General features: G+C 68.3%; 11 protein-coding genes and 2 pseudogenes. 6 read left to right on the forward strand and 7 right to left on the reverse strand.

Annotation, left to right across the window (positions count from 1 at the left end):
• Nucleotides 1–319: 319 nt before the first annotated feature.
• A complete protein-coding gene (locus FNV62_RS06010; RefSeq protein ID WP_211178877.1) occupies nt 320–1126 on the reverse strand; it encodes a S1 RNA-binding domain-containing protein in 807 nt (268 codons plus the stop codon).
• Nucleotides 1127–1308: 182 nt separating this feature from the next.
• Between FNV62_RS06010 and FNV62_RS06015 the strand changes: the two are divergent.
• Together FNV62_RS06015 and FNV62_RS06020 are read left to right on the forward strand one after the other, a co-directional pair.
• Nucleotides 1309–4811 (forward strand): annotated as a pseudogene (locus FNV62_RS06015) (DNA polymerase III subunit alpha).
• Between the two features lie 272 nt (nt 4812–5083).
• Entirely contained in the window at nt 5084–5845 is a 762-nt protein-coding gene (locus FNV62_RS06020; protein ID WP_309171918.1) for a DNA polymerase thumb domain-containing protein, read from the forward strand.
• Between the two features lie 251 nt (nt 5846–6096).
• Here FNV62_RS06020 and FNV62_RS06025 read toward each other — a convergent pair whose 3' ends face one another.
• Both FNV62_RS06025 and FNV62_RS06030 read right to left on the reverse strand, forming a co-directional pair.
• Nucleotides 6097–6336, reverse strand: a complete 240-nt coding sequence (locus tag FNV62_RS06025; RefSeq protein WP_143600221.1) for a hypothetical protein — start codon at nt 6334–6336, stop codon at nt 6097–6099.
• Nucleotides 6337–6549: 213 nt separating this feature from the next.
• Nucleotides 6550–6840 (reverse strand): annotated as a pseudogene (locus FNV62_RS06030) (LexA family protein); the annotation flags it as partial.
• Nucleotides 6841–7166: 326 nt separating this feature from the next.
• On the opposite strand from FNV62_RS06030, the gene FNV62_RS06035 reads away from it, so the two are divergent.
• Nucleotides 7167–7916: an SDR family NAD(P)-dependent oxidoreductase gene (locus FNV62_RS06035; protein ID WP_143600222.1), complete on the forward strand. Its 750-nt coding sequence runs from the start codon at nt 7167–7169 to the stop codon at nt 7914–7916.
• Between the two features lie 161 nt (nt 7917–8077).
• Here the strand turns inward: FNV62_RS06035 and FNV62_RS06040 are convergent, their stop codons facing one another.
• A complete protein-coding gene (locus FNV62_RS06040) occupies nt 8078–9466 on the reverse strand; it encodes an IS1380 family transposase (protein ID WP_144314448.1) in 1389 nt (462 codons plus the stop codon).
• 276 nt (nt 9467–9742) lie between these two features.
• On the opposite strand from FNV62_RS06040, the gene FNV62_RS06045 reads away from it, so the two are divergent.
• Together FNV62_RS06045 and FNV62_RS06050 are read left to right on the forward strand one after the other, a co-directional pair.
• Nucleotides 9743–11428 carry an FAD-dependent oxidoreductase gene (locus tag FNV62_RS06045; protein WP_143600223.1) on the forward strand — a complete coding sequence of 562 codons (1686 nt, stop codon included), beginning with the start codon at nt 9743–9745 and terminating at the stop codon, nt 11426–11428.
• Nucleotides 11429–11549: 121 nt separating this feature from the next.
• Nucleotides 11550–12185, forward strand: a complete 636-nt coding sequence (locus tag FNV62_RS06050) for a TetR/AcrR family transcriptional regulator (protein WP_143600224.1) — start codon at nt 11550–11552, stop codon at nt 12183–12185.
• A gap of 59 nt (nt 12186–12244) precedes the next feature.
• Here the strand turns inward: FNV62_RS06050 and FNV62_RS06055 are convergent, their stop codons facing one another.
• The 3 genes from FNV62_RS06055 to FNV62_RS06065 form a co-directional block, all read right to left on the reverse strand.
• Nucleotides 12245–12472 (reverse strand): hypothetical protein, encoded by a 228-nt coding sequence (locus FNV62_RS06055; RefSeq protein ID WP_143600225.1) that lies wholly within the window; start codon nt 12470–12472, stop codon nt 12245–12247.
• Nucleotides 12473–12597: 125 nt separating this feature from the next.
• Nucleotides 12598–13041: a tautomerase family protein gene (locus tag FNV62_RS06060; RefSeq protein ID WP_143600226.1), complete on the reverse strand. Its 444-nt coding sequence runs from the start codon at nt 13039–13041 to the stop codon at nt 12598–12600.
• A gap of 538 nt (nt 13042–13579) precedes the next feature.
• Nucleotides 13580–14413 carry an MBL fold metallo-hydrolase gene (locus FNV62_RS06065; protein WP_143614202.1) on the reverse strand — a complete coding sequence of 278 codons (834 nt, stop codon included), beginning with the start codon at nt 14411–14413 and terminating at the stop codon, nt 13580–13582.
• Nucleotides 14414–14738: 325 nt separating this feature from the next.
• Here FNV62_RS06065 and FNV62_RS56995 point away from each other — a divergent pair, with 325 nt between their 5' ends.
• Nucleotides 14739–15290 carry a TetR/AcrR family transcriptional regulator gene (locus FNV62_RS56995; RefSeq protein ID WP_164657609.1) on the forward strand — a complete coding sequence of 184 codons (552 nt, stop codon included), beginning with the start codon at nt 14739–14741 and terminating at the stop codon, nt 15288–15290.
• Nucleotides 15291–15547: the final 257 nt, after the last annotated feature.

A 15547-nucleotide genomic window follows, 5' to 3' on the forward strand; every position in this document is an offset into this window, starting at 1 on the left:
CCCACGCCGCCATCAACGCCCCCTGTCCTCTGACCGTGGCAGGAGGCCATCGTGGCGCAGCCGAGGCGCGAGCATCCGCAATTTGGCATCGCAGACGTTGCGCGCATCTGGCCAACTGAAGCGCTGAAGCACTGAGTCCCATGCGGCTGTGACGGAGCACGGTTGTTTGCGAGTGATCGCAAGGAGTGCGCTGGTCACGAGCTTCGGGGAGCGCGATGGTTCGCGAGGGCGGAGCACGATAGGTTGCGAGTTCGACGCAGGGACATACTGCCCAGAGGCCAGCCCCGGTTACTGATCAGCATCACCCGGCGACCCGGACTCAGGAGACGTGAGCGCAGAGCCTGACGCGGTGTCGCTGAAGGTCGACTTCCGCAACCCGCACCGTGATCTGGTCGCCCTCGCTCACGAGTTGGTCCGGGCTTTCGCCTGGCGAGTCGGTCATCTCGGAGACGTGCAGAAGCCCCTCGATGCCGGGGGCGAGTCGCACGAACACGCCGAACGGGATGATCTTCGTGACAGTCCCGTCAAGGACATGACCTGTTTGATCAGCGAACCGCACGAGGGGGTCTTCCAGGAGGGCCTTCAGGGAGATCGTGACTTGGGCGTTGCGCGTCTCAGACATGAGCACCTCACCGGTGATCCGCTGGCCGACCTCAGCTGCTTCCGAGGGGTGATTGATCCGGTCCCACGTCAGGTCGGGCCCGCGAATGAACCCAGTGCAGAGCCCTTCGGGCTCGCCGTCGAGATGAACGAAGACCCCGAAGTTGTGAACCCCCGACACGGTTCCGGAGACGATCTGTCCAGGCTGAATGGCCACCAGGAAAGCGCGTAGCTCGGGGTTCTCGCAGGCACGGGCCGAGAAGTTCAGCTGCCCTCGCCAGCGTCCGATCTCCTCGGCTTCGATCTGCTGGCCGATCGTGAAGATCTCGGACGGATGGTTGGTGCGACGGATCGACACCTCGTCTTGGGGAATGCGGCCGACCTCGCTGCCTTCCTCGCCGGACTCTCCAAGGAGGACAAGGACGTCTGCTCCGTCGAACCCTGCAACCGTCACGGTCCTCACGGAACCCGGCCGGAGCTTGTTGATCAGAGACTGCAGACGAGGATCGGGGGCTGGCTCGGACATGGGTGGAGCCTAACTTCCGCACGGACCTTGCATGGCGGACCCGGAATTACGGAGTGCGACGGCCGTACGACTCGCAGGTTGGCGTGCTCCACTCGCAATCTGTCGTGCTCCGTCACAGCGGCCGCTGTCGGGCGTGGGACAGCATCAAGTCACTTGTTCGCACGCTTGTGCGATTTCGAGTTATGGTGGATACCTGGAGAGGGCACAGGTCAGGGAGGGACACGCGAGAGACGGAGGTGCGAAGCCGTGGATTTACTCATCTGCGCGTCGCTTCCGGCTATTCGGCCCGCTACGGCGCCTCCCTCCCCCATGCCCTCGTGCGGCGTGCTGTCGAGCGTGGGATGACGACGCTCGCGCTGACCGACCGGGACACCGTCGCGGGCACGGTCCGCTTCGCCAAGGCCGCCGCGGCCGCCGGCATCCGCCCCGTCTTCGGTGTCGACGTCGCCGTCGCCCCCATCACCCCGTCCGACCCGGCAGCCGGTCGGCCGCGTACGCCCGTACGCGGCGGCGCGCACGTGGCGGAGCCGCCGCTGCGGATCACTCTGCTCGCGCAGACCTTCGCCGGGTGGGCACGGCTGTGCCGCCTCGTGTCCGCCGCGCACGCCGAGGCGAACGGAGGCCTGCCGGTCGTGTCCTGGCCGGTCCTGCGCGAGTTCGCCGACACCGGCCTGGTGGTCCTGCTCGGTCCGGGGTCCGAGCCGGTACGGGCCCTGTCCACAGGCCGAATCGACGTCGCCGAGCAGTTGCTCGCGCCGTGGCGGGAGCTGGCAGGGCCGCGCCTGCGCCTGGAGAGCGTGTATCTGGGCCGTGAGGGAACCGGTCCGGGATCGCTGCGGCTGGCCGCGCGGACCGTGGGCCTGGCCGATCAGCTCGGTGTGCCCGTGGTGCTGACCAACACGGTCCGCTACGCCGACCCCGCTCAGCACCGGCTCGCCGACGTGCTCGATGCGGCGCGGCTGCTGCGGCCCGTCGACCGCCGGTACCTGGACGGCGGCGAGCGCTGGCTGAAGGACCCGGCCGCGATGGCAGCGGCCGCCGAGCGGATCGCCCAGGCTGTCGGCGGCGACCGGAACCGGGGCGCGCGTCTGCTGGCCGAGACGGAGGCGACCGGCCAGTCCTGCGCGCTCACCCCGGCCGATCTCGGGCTGGGGCGGCCGCACTTTCCCGAGCCGTCCGTCGTGGGCGCGGGACCGGAGCCCGGTTCGGCGATGCGGCTGCTGCGGCAGCGCTGCGAGGCGGGCATGCTCGCCCGCGGCCTGGACACCGACGAGGGCGCCGTGCGGCAGCTCGGCTACGAGCTCGACGTGATCGGCCGCCTGGGCTTCGAGGGCTACTTCCTGGCCGTGGCCCAGGTCGTGGCGGATGTACGGGCGATGGGAATCCGGGTCGCCGCGCGTGGCTCCGGCGCCGGGTCCATGGTCAACCACAGCCTGTTCGTGGCCACGGCCAACCCGATCGAGCACCGGCTGCTGTTCGAACGCTTTCTGAGCGAGCGGCGGACCTCGCTTCCGGACATCGACCTGGATGTGGAGTCGGCCCGACGCCTGGACGTCTACGACAAGATCATCGAAAGGTTCGGGCGCGACCGGGTCGCAGTCACCGGCATGCCCGAGACCTACCGAGCCCGCCACGCCCTGCGCGACACCGGCCTCGCCCTCGGGCTGGCCCCGCAGGTCGTGGACGAGATCGCCAAGTCGTTCCCGCACATCCGCGCGCGGGACATCCGCGGCGCCCTGGCCGAGCTGCCGGAACTGCGCCAACTTGCCGCCCGGGCCAGGGAGTTCGGGCCGCTGTGGCAGCTGGCCGAAGGCCTGGACGCGCTGCCCCGCGGCTACGCCATGCACCCCTGCGGCGTCATCCTGTCCGACGCGAGTCTGCTGGAGCGGCTGCCGGTGCAGCCCACCCCGGGCGGCTACCCGATGGTGCAGGCCGACAAGGAGGACGTCGAAGACCTCGGACTGCTCAAGCTCGACGTCCTGGGGGTGCGGATGCAGTCGGCGATGGCACATGCCGTCACCGAGATCCGCCGCACCACCGGCCGCCAGCTCGATCTCGACAACCCCGACCACGTCGACCTCAACGACCGGCTTGCCTTCGAACTCATCCAGGCCTCGGACACTGTGGGCCTGTTCCAGCTCGAGTCCCCTGGCCAGCAGGACCTGGTGGGGCGGCTGCAGCCGCGGCACATGCAGGACGTCATCGCCGACATCAGCCTCTTCCGGCCCGGCCCGGTCTCCGGCGGTATGCCCGCTTTGTTCATCGCGGCCCGTCACGGCGCCGCGCCCCGCTACCCGCACCCGGACCTGGAGCCGATCCTCAACGACACCTACGGGGTGGTGATCTGGCACGAGCAGATCATCGCGATCCTGTCGAAGATGACCGGATGCGACCGCGCCGCCGCCGACGTCGCCCGCCGCGCCCTGGCCGACGGCGACCGGCTGCCCAAGGTCGAGGCCTGGTTCCGCCGCACTGCCGGCGAGCGCGGCTACGACAAGTCCGTGCTGGACGAGGTGTGGGAGACCGTGGCCTCCTTCGGCGCGTACGGCTTCTGCCGCGCGCACGCGGTCGCCTTCGCCGTCCCGGCCCTGCAGTCCGCATATTTGAAGGCGCACTTCCCGGCGTATCTGTATGCGGGGCTGCTCGAGCACGACCCGGGCATGTGGCCGCGCCGCGTCCTGGTCGCCGACGCCCGCCGCCACGGCGTTCCCATCCTGCCCGTCGACGTCAACCGCTCCCGGCCCGGGCACAGCGTCGAACAGACCCCACAAGGGTGGGTCGTCCGGCTCGCCTTCGCCACCATCAAGGGCATCACCGCGGCCGAGACCGCCCGCCTCGCGGCCGGCCAGCCCTACACAAACCTGCAGGACCTGTGGCAGCGCGCCCGCCCGTCCCTGCCCCTTGCGCAACGCCTGATCCGCATCGGCGCCCTCGATGAGCTCGCGGCAGACCTGACCCGCCGCGACCTGCTGCTGCAGGCAGCCGAACTCCACCGGCAGTACCGCAACCGCGCCGCCACCGACGGGCAGCTGCCGCTGGGCGGAGAACTCGTCACCGCGACCCCGAGCGGCCTGCCGGAGATGACCAGCCGCGACAAACTCGGCGCCGAACTCGACACCCTCTCCATCGACGTGAGCCAGCATCTGATGGAGCACCACCACCGGCTCCTGCGCGAGCTCGGCGCCACCGACGCCGCCCACCTCCGCGCAATGATCCCCGGACAGCCGGTCCTGGTCGCCGGAGTACGGGCCTCCACCCAGACCCCGCCGATCCCGTCCGGCAAGCGGGTCATCTTCGTGACACTGGAGGACGGCTCGGGCCTGGTCGACATCGCCTTCTTCGAGGACTCCCACGAGCACGTCGCGCACACCGTGTTCCACTCCGGGCTCCTGCTGGTGCGCGGCACCGTCGAAGCCCGCGGACCGCGCCGCACCGTCGTCGGCGCGATGGCCTGGGACCTGGAAGAAGTCGCCGCGGCCCGCCGCGACCTGGGCCCGCAGGCCGCGCTGGAACTGCTCGGACGCACCGCCCCCGCCCCAACCCCGGCGCAGCCCGCCGCGCCGCAGCGGACGCTGGCCGACGGCCCGGCGCACGTCTCCATCCGTATGCCGACCTCCAGCCCGCCGGTTCCCGCTCGGCGGACCTGCGCCGTCTGGGACACCGAAGTCGGGGAAGTGCAGGGTGATCATGACGTGCGGCCGCAGCATTCTCCGCCTCTCCTTCGACCTGCCGCCCGACGCCGACGCCGAACTCCCGGAACGGCTGCGCCGCTTGCTGGAGGACTTCACGCCGCGCGTGCAGCTGCTCGAGGACGGTGCCCTCCTCGACCTCACCGGAGCAACCCGGTGGTGGCAGCGCGATGCCCGCGGCATCACCGAACTCGTCCAGCTCCGCGTGCTCGCCTACTTCGGGGTGCGCAGCTCGGCCGCCGTGGCCAGCACCCCGATGCTCGCCACCATGGCCTGCGCCCTCACGCCGCTCGGGCGGCGCACCGTCATCGACGACTCCCCCGAGGCGATCTCGGCCTTCCTCCGGCCCCGGCCCGTGCGGGAACTTCCCGGCGTCGGAGGGAAGACCGCCGCGCTGCTGGGCGAGTACGGACTGCACACCGCCGGCGACGTCGCCGACGTCCCCCAGCACACACTGCAGCGCCTCCTCGGTGCCCGCGCCGGCCGCGCCCTCCACGAGCACGCCCGCGGCCACGACACCACGGCGGTCGACCCCACCCCGGCCCCGGCGAGCCTCAGCACGGAACACCGCTTCCCCCGGGACGAACTCGACCCGGCCGCCCACCGACGCATCCTGCTCGCCCTCGCCGACGACCTCGGTGCCCGCCTCCGCGCCACCGACCAGATCGCCACCGGCGTGACCTGCACGATCCGCTACGCCGACCAGACGGCCACCCGCCGCAGCCGGACCCTGCCCGAAGCCACCCAGCACACCGTCCTCCTGGCCCGCGCCGCGTACGCGCTGTACGACTCCCTCGGTCTCCAGCGCGCCCGGGTCCGCGGCATCGCGCTGCGCGCCGACGCCCTTCGGCCCGCCGACCGGGCCGCCCGGCAGCTCACCCTCGACGGCGGTGACGACAAACCCCTCGCGATCGAAGCCGTCGCCGATCGTGCCCGGGCCCGTTACGGACACCAGGTGATCTACCCCGCCGCCCTCGCCATCAGCTCACCTCCACCGTCAGCCCGGCAGTGGGACCGAGGCCGTCGTTGAGAGGACGCGCACGGACGTCACGCGACATAAGCGCGCGGCAGGCGATGGTGGGCACCCCTGCCGAGGAACGCCGATGATTCAGGACGGAGATAGGGACCTGCGCGTCCCGGACGACGGCGGACGGCCGGCACGCGAGGAAGTCGCCCGGCTGATCTGTCTCTGTGACGCGATCGCAGACGGCTGCCGCACCGGCGCGGACTACATCCAGGTCGCCGACAACGTGCTCGAAGCTCTCACCCGGCGCGGGCTCCTCAGGACAGAGGCAACTGACCGAGCGGCCGACCGCGGTCGGCCTGCGCCTCCAGCAGAGCTGCCACGTCCGGCTCCCTCGTGAAGACGGGGCCGTCCCAGTACGTCGGGACCACCACGGGCGTGAGGCGCACCTCGGCGCCGTGGGCGCGCGCGGTGTCGAAGATGGTCTGCAGCATTGTCATGCCTGCCAGGTCGAGTGCGCCGAGGCGGGCATGCTGCCGCGTCGGTGATCTCGTCATCGACCCATGGGATGCAGACGGCGTGGGCGGTCCCGCGCGGCGTGCGAGCGGAGCGCGGGACCGCGTGCCCTGCTGTCCTGTCAGCGAGCCGGGCACTTACGACAATACGGATGTCGGTGCCCTGGGAGGGGGCAGCGCGCCGGTCGTGACCGCCCGGGGGCGGATCCGGGCCGTCGTTCCCACTCGGCCATGCGTGGGGAGGTGCGGGGCCTGTCAGAGAAGGCGCAGGACGCCGACGACCTTGCCGAGGATCTGCGCGTCGTCGCCGGGGATGGGCTTGTAGGCGGGGTTGCGGGGCATCAGCCACACCTGGCCGTCCTGCCGGCGCAGCACCTTGATCGTGGCCTCGTCCTCCGGGAGCGCGGCGACGATGTCGCCGTGGTCGGCACTGTCCGTCTTCCGCACGGTGACGATGTCGCCGTCGCAGATCGCCGCGTCGATCATGGAGTCGCCGACCACGGTCAGGGCGAACAGGTCGCCGTCGCCCACGATCTGGCGGGGCATCGCGTTACGTAAGCTCGCCAGCTGTCGAGCACATGCGCCGTTACGGCCTATCCACCCCCCCTCTTTGTGCACCGCCGTACACGCCTATGGGAGGGGAGCCGCAGGACGCCTCTCCGGAGACCGACACTGAGGAGGCGAGCGCCCCTCCGGTTGCAGCGCCCCGCACAAGGTTCTTTACTGGCAGGTACAAATCTATCCAAACCATGCGGTCCGTGAGGTGGGGCGGCGGTGGACTACGCCGTCGCCGAGGGCGCATTGCCGTGTGCCGGCGCGCTGGGCCTTCAGCAGGCCTCTGGTCGAGTTTCCGCAAGGGAGACGTGGACATCATGGGACAGCTTGACGGAAAGATCAGCCTGGTGACTGGCGGCTCGACCGGGATCGGTCTGGCCATAGCCCGCCGGTTCGTCGCCGAGGGCGCCACCGTGTACCTCACTGGCCGGCGCAAAACCGAACTTGATGCGGCCGTGGAAGCCCTCGGGGGGCGGGCCATCGGCATACAAAGTGATGTCTCGCATCTCGAGGCTCTGGATCACCTCTTCGCGATCATCCAGGGAGGTAGCGGTCGGCTGGATGTCGTCGTCGCCAACGCTGGCGGCGGCGAGCTGGCGCGACTGGGAGAGATCACCGAGGAGCAGTACCGTTCGACCTTCGACATCAACGTCAAGGGGACCATCTTCACGGTCCAGAAGGCACTCCCATTGCTCCCCGACGGAGCCTCGGTCATCCTGCTCTCGTCCACCAACGCGTCGATGGGCGTCCAGGCCATGACGGTCTACAGCGCCACCAAGGCGGCCATCCGCAACCTTGCCCGCACCTGGGCTGCCGAACTCGCGGGGCGCGGTATCCGGGTCAACGCCCTGAGCCCGGGACCGATAGAGACCCCGGGCATCCGCGGTCTGGGCAGTCCGTCAAAGGGCGAAGAACAACTGGCCGACAGTCTCGCCAACGAGATTCCCCTCGGCAGGATAGGACGCCCCGACGAAGTCGCCGCCACAGCCGTCTTCCTCGCCTCCGATCAGAGCTCCTTCACCACGGGAGCCGAACTCTTCGTCGACGGCGGCCTCGTCCAGGTCTGAACCCGGATCCACCGGCTTGATTGTGGTGTGATCGGTTCGGGGTCGTGCAGGGCGTGTCGGGGCTGAGTTGCGGATTCGGGCGTGGGGCGGCCGCTGGTCTGCCCAGCCTTTCCACTTTTCCGCAGTTCTCGGGCCCTTTCGGGCAGGTCGGTCGGGGAGTGTCAGGGGGCTGGTGGCGCGTGCACGATGCTGAAGAGCTGGGTGAAGTCCGTGCTCCAGGGCCAGCGTTCGGGCAGGTGCAGGGTGAGGCGGCGGGCGGAGCGGGCCAGGCGGGCGGGCACGTTGATCAGGTGGTCACGGATGGTGGCGGTGGTCGCTCTGGCATGGAACGTGCCGGCCAGTGCGCCAGCGGCGCGGGTCAGGTTGTGCGCCAGGGCGGCCAGGGCGAGCCACGCGGCATTGGCCTGGAAATGCCCGGAGGGTGCGTGGGCGAAGGCGCTGTTCTTGACATCCGCGATCACCTGCTCGACGACAGCGTGCCGTCGGTGATCACGCTCGGCATCGTTCAAGGAGAGCGGGGAGTCGGTGAACGCGGCGTGGTAGCGCCAGGTGTCAAACAGCGTGCCCTGTCCGGCGGGGACGGTGCCAGTGCTCAGGCGTTTGACGCGGCGCACGATCAGACGGGCGGTGACCTGCTGCTTCTTCGGCTTGGAAGTGAAGGCGGTGTAGCCGGTCTCGGCTATCTCGGCGTCGGAGATCCAGCACTGGCCCTCCTCGTCCCAGACCGCCTTGGGGTACTTGATCGGCATCCAGGCGTCCTCATCGATGCGGGCGATGGCGGCCTTGACGGAAGCGTTCATCCGCACGGTGATGGAGAACCGCGCGCCCAGCGCCCGGCAGGAGTTGACGACATCGGCGCCGTAGAACGCCGAGTCCGCGCGCATCACCAGCAGGCCATTCGCGCCGCAGGCGCGGGCGGTGCGGATGGTCTCGGCGACGAACGCTGCCGCCCCGCGCGCGGAGTTCGATGGTCCCTTGCGCAGCCTCGTGGCGGCGATCACCGGGGCGGCCAGGGGTGTGGAGACGATGCCGAGCAGCGCGTTCAGGCCCTTGACCTTGCTGTATCCGTAACCGGTGCCCTGCTTGGCGTAGCCGTAGGTGCGGCGGATGGTGTCATCGATGTCCACGTAGGCGACCTGGTCCGCGCCGGGCAGCAGCGGGGCGTGACGGGCCAGTTCGGGAAGGAACCGGCGGGCCACGGCGTGCAATTGCTTCACATGCCCGTGCGTGAAGGAACGCAGAAACGACCCCAGCGTGGACGGGGCCCGCACACCGGAGAACAGGCGGCCCATCGCGCCGTGCCGTAGCCGGTGCATGTCATCGATGCTGTCGGCGCCCGCGACCATGCCGCCCACCAGCGACATCACTTTCGCCGCGGGGAAGGCACCGGTGCCGTCCTTCGAGGCCGGCAGACGGATGTACTCCCCGACCAGTGCGGGCAGACCGCACCGCTCGGCCAACCGCACCACCGGCTCCAGGCCGCCGTACGCGATTAGGTTCGGGTCGTCGAACGCGGATGAGACCGCCGCTGCGGCATGGGAAGATTGCATCTCGGAAGTGCCTTGCTGATCGCGCCTGATGTGGTCCTAGAGAAACCCCATCATCGCAGGTCACAAGGCACTTCTTCGTTCCCCGAGAAACTGTCCACAGACATCAAGCCGGTGGATCCAGGCTGAATACGACCGCCATACGTCGGCGGAGGCGCGAAGAGGGGCAGGAAGACGGCCAGGCCCGCCAGTCGACTGAGGTTTTTTCATGGGTTTTCTTAGGCGATCGAGCTTATGCGGCCGCCTGATCCGCAGCTGCTCGATCCGGAGGAGCTGGTCATGCCCGCACGACAACCAGGGCGCCGAGTCTGGGGCGAGAGAGCCTATCCCCGCCTTGAGGAAGATCAACTGGCCCGCCTTTCCGAGTTCGGCGTTTCCCAGAAAATCTCCGCAGGGCAATTCATATTCCGCCTAGGAGATGACAAGTATGACCTGGTGGTCATCGACAAAGGGCAGCTCGAAATCATCAAGGAAGCGGGACCAGGCTATCCCGAGGAAGTAATCGCAACTTTCGGCCCCGGAGAGTTTATCGGTGAACTCAGTATTCTTACTGGGCAGTTCGTGTACCTCCCTGCTCGCGCGGTTACGGATGGCCGCATCTATCGAATTCCACCCGGCCGGTTCCGCTCGCTCATGGAGACCGAGACAGCACTCTCCGACATTTTGATCACCGCATTCAGGGCTCGACGTGAAATATTGATGGAGTCGGCCTCTCACACCATCGAGATCATCGGTGGCGCTTCTTCTGCCGGGTGCATGGCGCTGCGCTCGTATCTTGAACGCATGGCACTACCGTATTCCTGGATGGACGAGGCCACCCCCGACGGACTGCTGCTGATGCGGCTCGCTTCGCTCACCGCCGGTGACTTGCCTGCCGTTCTTCTTCCTGGACGCACTCTGCGCAACGCTACCCCAGGAAGCCTCGCGGTGAATCTGGGACTGTCACATGAAAAAATCAAGGACCAAGAAATAGACCTTGCTGTCGTCGGGGGCGGCCCCGCCGGGCTGGGCGCCGCGGTGTACGGATCGTCGGAAGGGCTTGGAACCGTCCTGCTTGACGCCGTGGGACCTGGAGGTCAGGCAGCAGCAAGTTCCCGCATCGAGAACTACCTGGGATTTCCTAACGGCATCAGCGGTGCTGAACTTACCCGCCTTGCCGCCGTACAGGCACTGAAGTTTGGATCTCACCTCTACTCGCCTTCGCGCGCCGTGAGCCTTCAGCCCCTCGCCGACCGGATAAGAATTTCCCTGTCCGACGGCACGGATATTCTCGCGCGCGCCGCTATTATCGCAACCGGCGCGCATTACCAGTCGCTCCCCATTGCCCGCTGGAAATATTTCGAAGGGGCTGGAATCTACTATGCTGCGACTGAGTTGGAAGCTCGCTCGTGCGCGGGCAGGCCGGTAGCCGTGGTGGGGGGAGCGAACTCCGCAGGGCAAGCAGCTCTGTTCCTGGCCGATAAGTCACTGGCGGTCAGCATCATCGTGCGCCGCGACAATATCGGGGCTCGCATGTCCTCTTATCTGGTCCACCGCCTTCTCGCGGATCCGCGCGTCACGGTGCACACGTCGAGCGAAGTTACAGCACTCGAAGGGGAAGGCTCCCTGGAGGCCATCAGGATCAGAAATTCCGCTACCGGCCTCGAGTCACTGGCGAGCTGCAGCGGACTCTTCTGCTTCATTGGCGCGACACCGGCAACCGCATGGCTGAATGAGGCCTGCGCAGCCGACAAAGACGGATTCATATATACCGATGTGCACATTGCAGACGCATATCTTGGGCCAGCCTGGAAGGAACTGCAACGCGCTCCTATTCCCTTTGAAACGAGCATTCCACGAGTTTTTGCCGCAGGCGATGTACGGCATGGGTCAATTAAGCGCGTTGCAGCCGCAGTCGGCGAAGGCGCCTCTGCCGTTTCTTCCGTTCATCGGGTCATAGGGATGTCCGGGGCTGTTGCATTTTGAGGGGCCGACGCGAGCGGCACGAGTACGGCGGTTCGGGCGAGTCGGCATCGAAGGCAGCGAAACAGGCGCGCGCAGTCCTGTCTTCGCCCGCAATGCCTCGTACACCGCGTACGATTCTCATATGGCCCGGCCTCGGCAGTTCGACGACGAAGAGGTTGTGCGGGCGGCTCGGGACCAGTTCTGGTCCCACGGTTACGACCGAACCTCTATCGACGATCTGAGCGCTGTCACAGGTTTGGGACGCGGAAGCCTGTACGCGGCCTTCGGAGACAAGCACACCCTGTTCCTGCAGGCTCTGGACAGCTACAACAGTGACGCGATCGGAGTCTGGCATGCGGCCTTGCACGGCCCGGGGCCTGCCCTGCCTCGGCTGGAGCGCCTTGTATGCGACATCTCCGAAGCGATCAGCAAGGACGTGGAGCGGCGCGGCTGCATGATGGCCAGGAGCGCTACGGAACTCGCCGCAGTCGACAAGAGCGTTGCCGAGCGGACAGCTGCCACCGTCCGCGGGCTGTACGGCGAGCTGTCGGACTGCATCGTCCGGGCCCAAGAGGAGGGTTCGCTGGATGCCGACGCGGACGCGGACGGGCTCGCAAGCCTTCTCCTTGCCGTACTGCGAGGACTGGAGGCCCTGGGCAGGGCGGGAGCCGCAGCGGAGGTCGTCATCGGGGCTGCCCAGCAGGCTTTGGCCCTTCTGCCCCGCGCTTCGACGAACGAGCGGGCGCCGGATCGGCAGGAAGGCCGTTTAGTGCCGTGACCCGGTCCGGGTACAACTGGGCACGAACATGTGATGGTGGGCCGGGAAGGCTCAGCCGGTCATGGCTTGTGCGGTGTGATCAGGTACTTCGCGCTGGTGGCGTTGCAGGTGTAGGCGAGGTTCGCCTGCGGGTGCAGCGGTTCGGCCAGTGAATTCTCCTGGGTATACCCGCTGGAGAATGTGGTCTTCAGTCCGGCCGGCACCCGTTCCTGCAGCTCCTGGAGCCTGGCCGGTCCGATGCTCTGCAGGAAGGGGCCGAGCAGCCAGCCACCGATGCTCCAGCTCATCCCGAAGTTCTGGCGCAGGACCGTGGGCCCGCGGTCCAGGCCGCTGTGAGTTGGAGAGCCGCGGCTTGAATCGTCGGCCGCCCACGTCGGCTCGCGTGCTTTGCGGGCCGGGCGCTTCTGGGCGGTCAGCTTGGGTCGGTTCCGGCCGACAGCACCGCGATCTCGGCGCGCGCCGCAGCGACCAATTCGGTGTTGGTGTTCGCGTACCCGGCCAGTCCCCAGCCGCCGTCGGGCGCCTCGGTGAGCAGCACCCAAGTCCGCTCGGCAAGTGTGGCGTCGCCGGCCGCCTCGGCGATCAGATCGGTGAACTGGCGGACGACCGCGAGCTGCTTGTCGCGGTCCAGGGCGTCAGCGTTGGTGAGCACCTGTACACGCACGTACGTGCTGTCGCCGTCGACGTTGGAGACATGAGTGGCGGGCTGGTCGTGGACGAACGCTGCGGTGTTCTTGCGGAACATCGGGATGTCGGGCACCTGCTCGATGACCATCAGCGTGCGGGCGAGGTCCTGGGCCAGTTTCTTGGGGTCGGCGAAGGTGCTGGCCGCGGCGTAGACGTCGATCATGGGCATGGTTTTTCTCCTGGGGATCCGGTCGCGAAGTGCATGTGCCGCGGTCTTGTCCGGCGGGCGGACCACCACGGCCGTGCCGTGCGGGCCTCGCCGCGCGGCGGGGGTTCAGCCTCGCTTGACCACGGCGATGCGGGGCCAAGCGCCACAGTGCGGTGCGGGGGTTCGGTCGCCGGCAGTTCGAGCATGGCCTTGAGGAAGCCTCCACAGCAGATCGGCTTGTCTCCGGGTCCCTGGGCGCCTGCACCACCTGGGATACGACAACCTGTCATGCCATGAAGATCCAGACGATATGTGAAGCCTGATTCGGGCGAAAACCATCGAGCAAGATCCCCGGCAGCATGGCTGGCGGAAGGCCTCGGCCCGTTGGCCGGTTTGCACGGGGCGCGCTCCTTCACGAACCGGCTGGAACCAGGCGTGGCCCTGCCGTCCGCGGCGAACCGTGGGGGCAACGCCACGCCCGATCACCGGCACTTCGCGATCGACGGCCGTTCGTTGGCCGACGGCGCTCCCGGTAGCGTTGTGCCGCGGGTTGTCGCGGTCAGCCGAACAGGCCAAGACCGCCGATGTACACCGCGTTCGGGTTCAGGCGCTCGGGGAAGCGACCGGTGAGGCCGGCGTAGAACTGCTGCAGGTCGCTGCTGCTGTCGATGACCTCACGCGCCGCGACGAGGTACGCCTTGGTGTCCGCGATCTGACGGTTGGCGTCGTTGTCGCGCTCCTTGCGCTTGTGACCGGCAACAATGAGGCTCGGCTTCAGCTCGGCGACCTTGCCGATGGCCTCGATCCACCGCTCGACGCCGTCGCCCTGTGCCTCACGCAGCATCTGGTGGTAGCCGTCGTAGATCACGTCGCCGGCGACGACGAGCCCGATCGCGGGCACGTGGAGCACGGCAGAGTGGTCCGTGTCGCCGTGGCCGGCTTCCACGATGCGCACCTCGTGCCCCTCCAAGGGGATCAGGCCGTCCCCGGGGGTGCTCACCTCGAGCTTCGTGTCGGGAATCTGGCCGGGGAATGACGCCTCCCACCAGGCAAGGCCCGCGCGCGAAGCCTCCATCGCCGTGGCCGTGCCCGCGGCGGCGACGATCGTCGCCCCGAACCGTTGCGCCAGGCGCGGCGCGCCGAACCAATGGTCGCCATGCCCGTGCGTGATGAAGATGTGGGTGAGGGTGCGGCCGTAACTCTCCACCCAGTCGCCGACCGCATCGGTTTCGGCGATGGTGAACGGCGGGTCGACCAGCACGGCGTGCTTCTCGCCGTACACCAGTGTGGTCGACAGCGGAGACCAGCGCGGCGTTTCGCCGTTCGGCAGCGGCGGGGCGGTCTGCTCGATGGGGTCGGTGATGTAGACGGCGTACTCGAGCGGTGTGGACATCGGTCGCTTCCATTCGCGTCGGCGGGCGCGGACCTTCCGCGCGTCGCTGGTTCCGCCTGGTCCTGAGACAGGCGAGTCTTCGAGTCAGGATGACCGGCACGATGCACAGCGTGCCGACTTCATCACACGTCGCGATCAAATGACATGCGATGTCCTGATGGGATGCACGTACGGGGCTAAGCCCCCCCCCCGTGGATTCGATGGAGGCTTTACCTCCGGATGTGCGAGGGGCCCAGGATCCGATCATCCTTACTATGCTATGCAACATAGCATAGTCATTGGGGTTGATGGCGTGCCGGACAAGGAATCAGGGAAAATGGCGGGCGTGTCGAAGAGCGTGCGTGAGGCGATGATCGAGGCGGCGTGGCTACTGATTGCCGAGCGGGGCCTGGAGGGCATGGCCACCCGGGAAGTCCTGGCCCGCACGGGGGCACCGCGCGGGTCGGTGTACCACCACTTCCCCGGCGGGCGCACCGAGCTGATCGAGGCGGCCATCGACCACTCCCGGGCCTGGATGCAGGACCAGATCGCCGCCATCGACCCCCGTCAGCCCGACGACGTGGTCGCCGGGTACATCGCCATCTGGCGGCGCGTCGTCGAAAGCACCGACTTCCGGGCCGGCTGCGCCACCACCGGGGCCGTGACCGGCGGGCACGACGCCGGCATCCTCGAGCGTGCCAACGCCGCCTTCGACGCCACCGTCGAGGCACTGACCGCGCTCTTTGCCAAGGTCGGACTGGAGCCCGCCGAGGCCGCCTCGCGCGCGACGCTGCTCATGTACGCCGTCGAGGGCGCGGTCATCCTGGCCCGGGCCCGCCGCTCGGTGGAGCCGCTGGAGTTCACCGTCCGGCAACTCAGCACGCGCCCCGCCGGCTGAACGCTGACGGCCGGGAGGTGATGCGACAACTGCTGCAGGGCCACATGGACCTGCGGTGCATACGCGAGCCGAGACAGAAGTCGTCGGCGCCGACCAGGTGACGCGGCGTAACGTCGAGCCCGGACACACCCGGTTGCTGTTCACACTGTTCGGGACGGTGACCGTCGCGCGGATGGCCTACCGGGCGATCAGCGCGTCGCATCTGTATCCGTTGGACGCCGGACTGAACCTGCCGGCCGAGCGCTCCGGGCACGGGC

Source organism: Streptomyces sp. RLB3-17 (assembly GCF_007113425.2).
In the GTDB taxonomy this organism is placed as follows: domain Bacteria; phylum Actinomycetota; class Actinomycetes; order Streptomycetales; family Streptomycetaceae; genus Streptomyces; species Streptomyces mirabilis_D.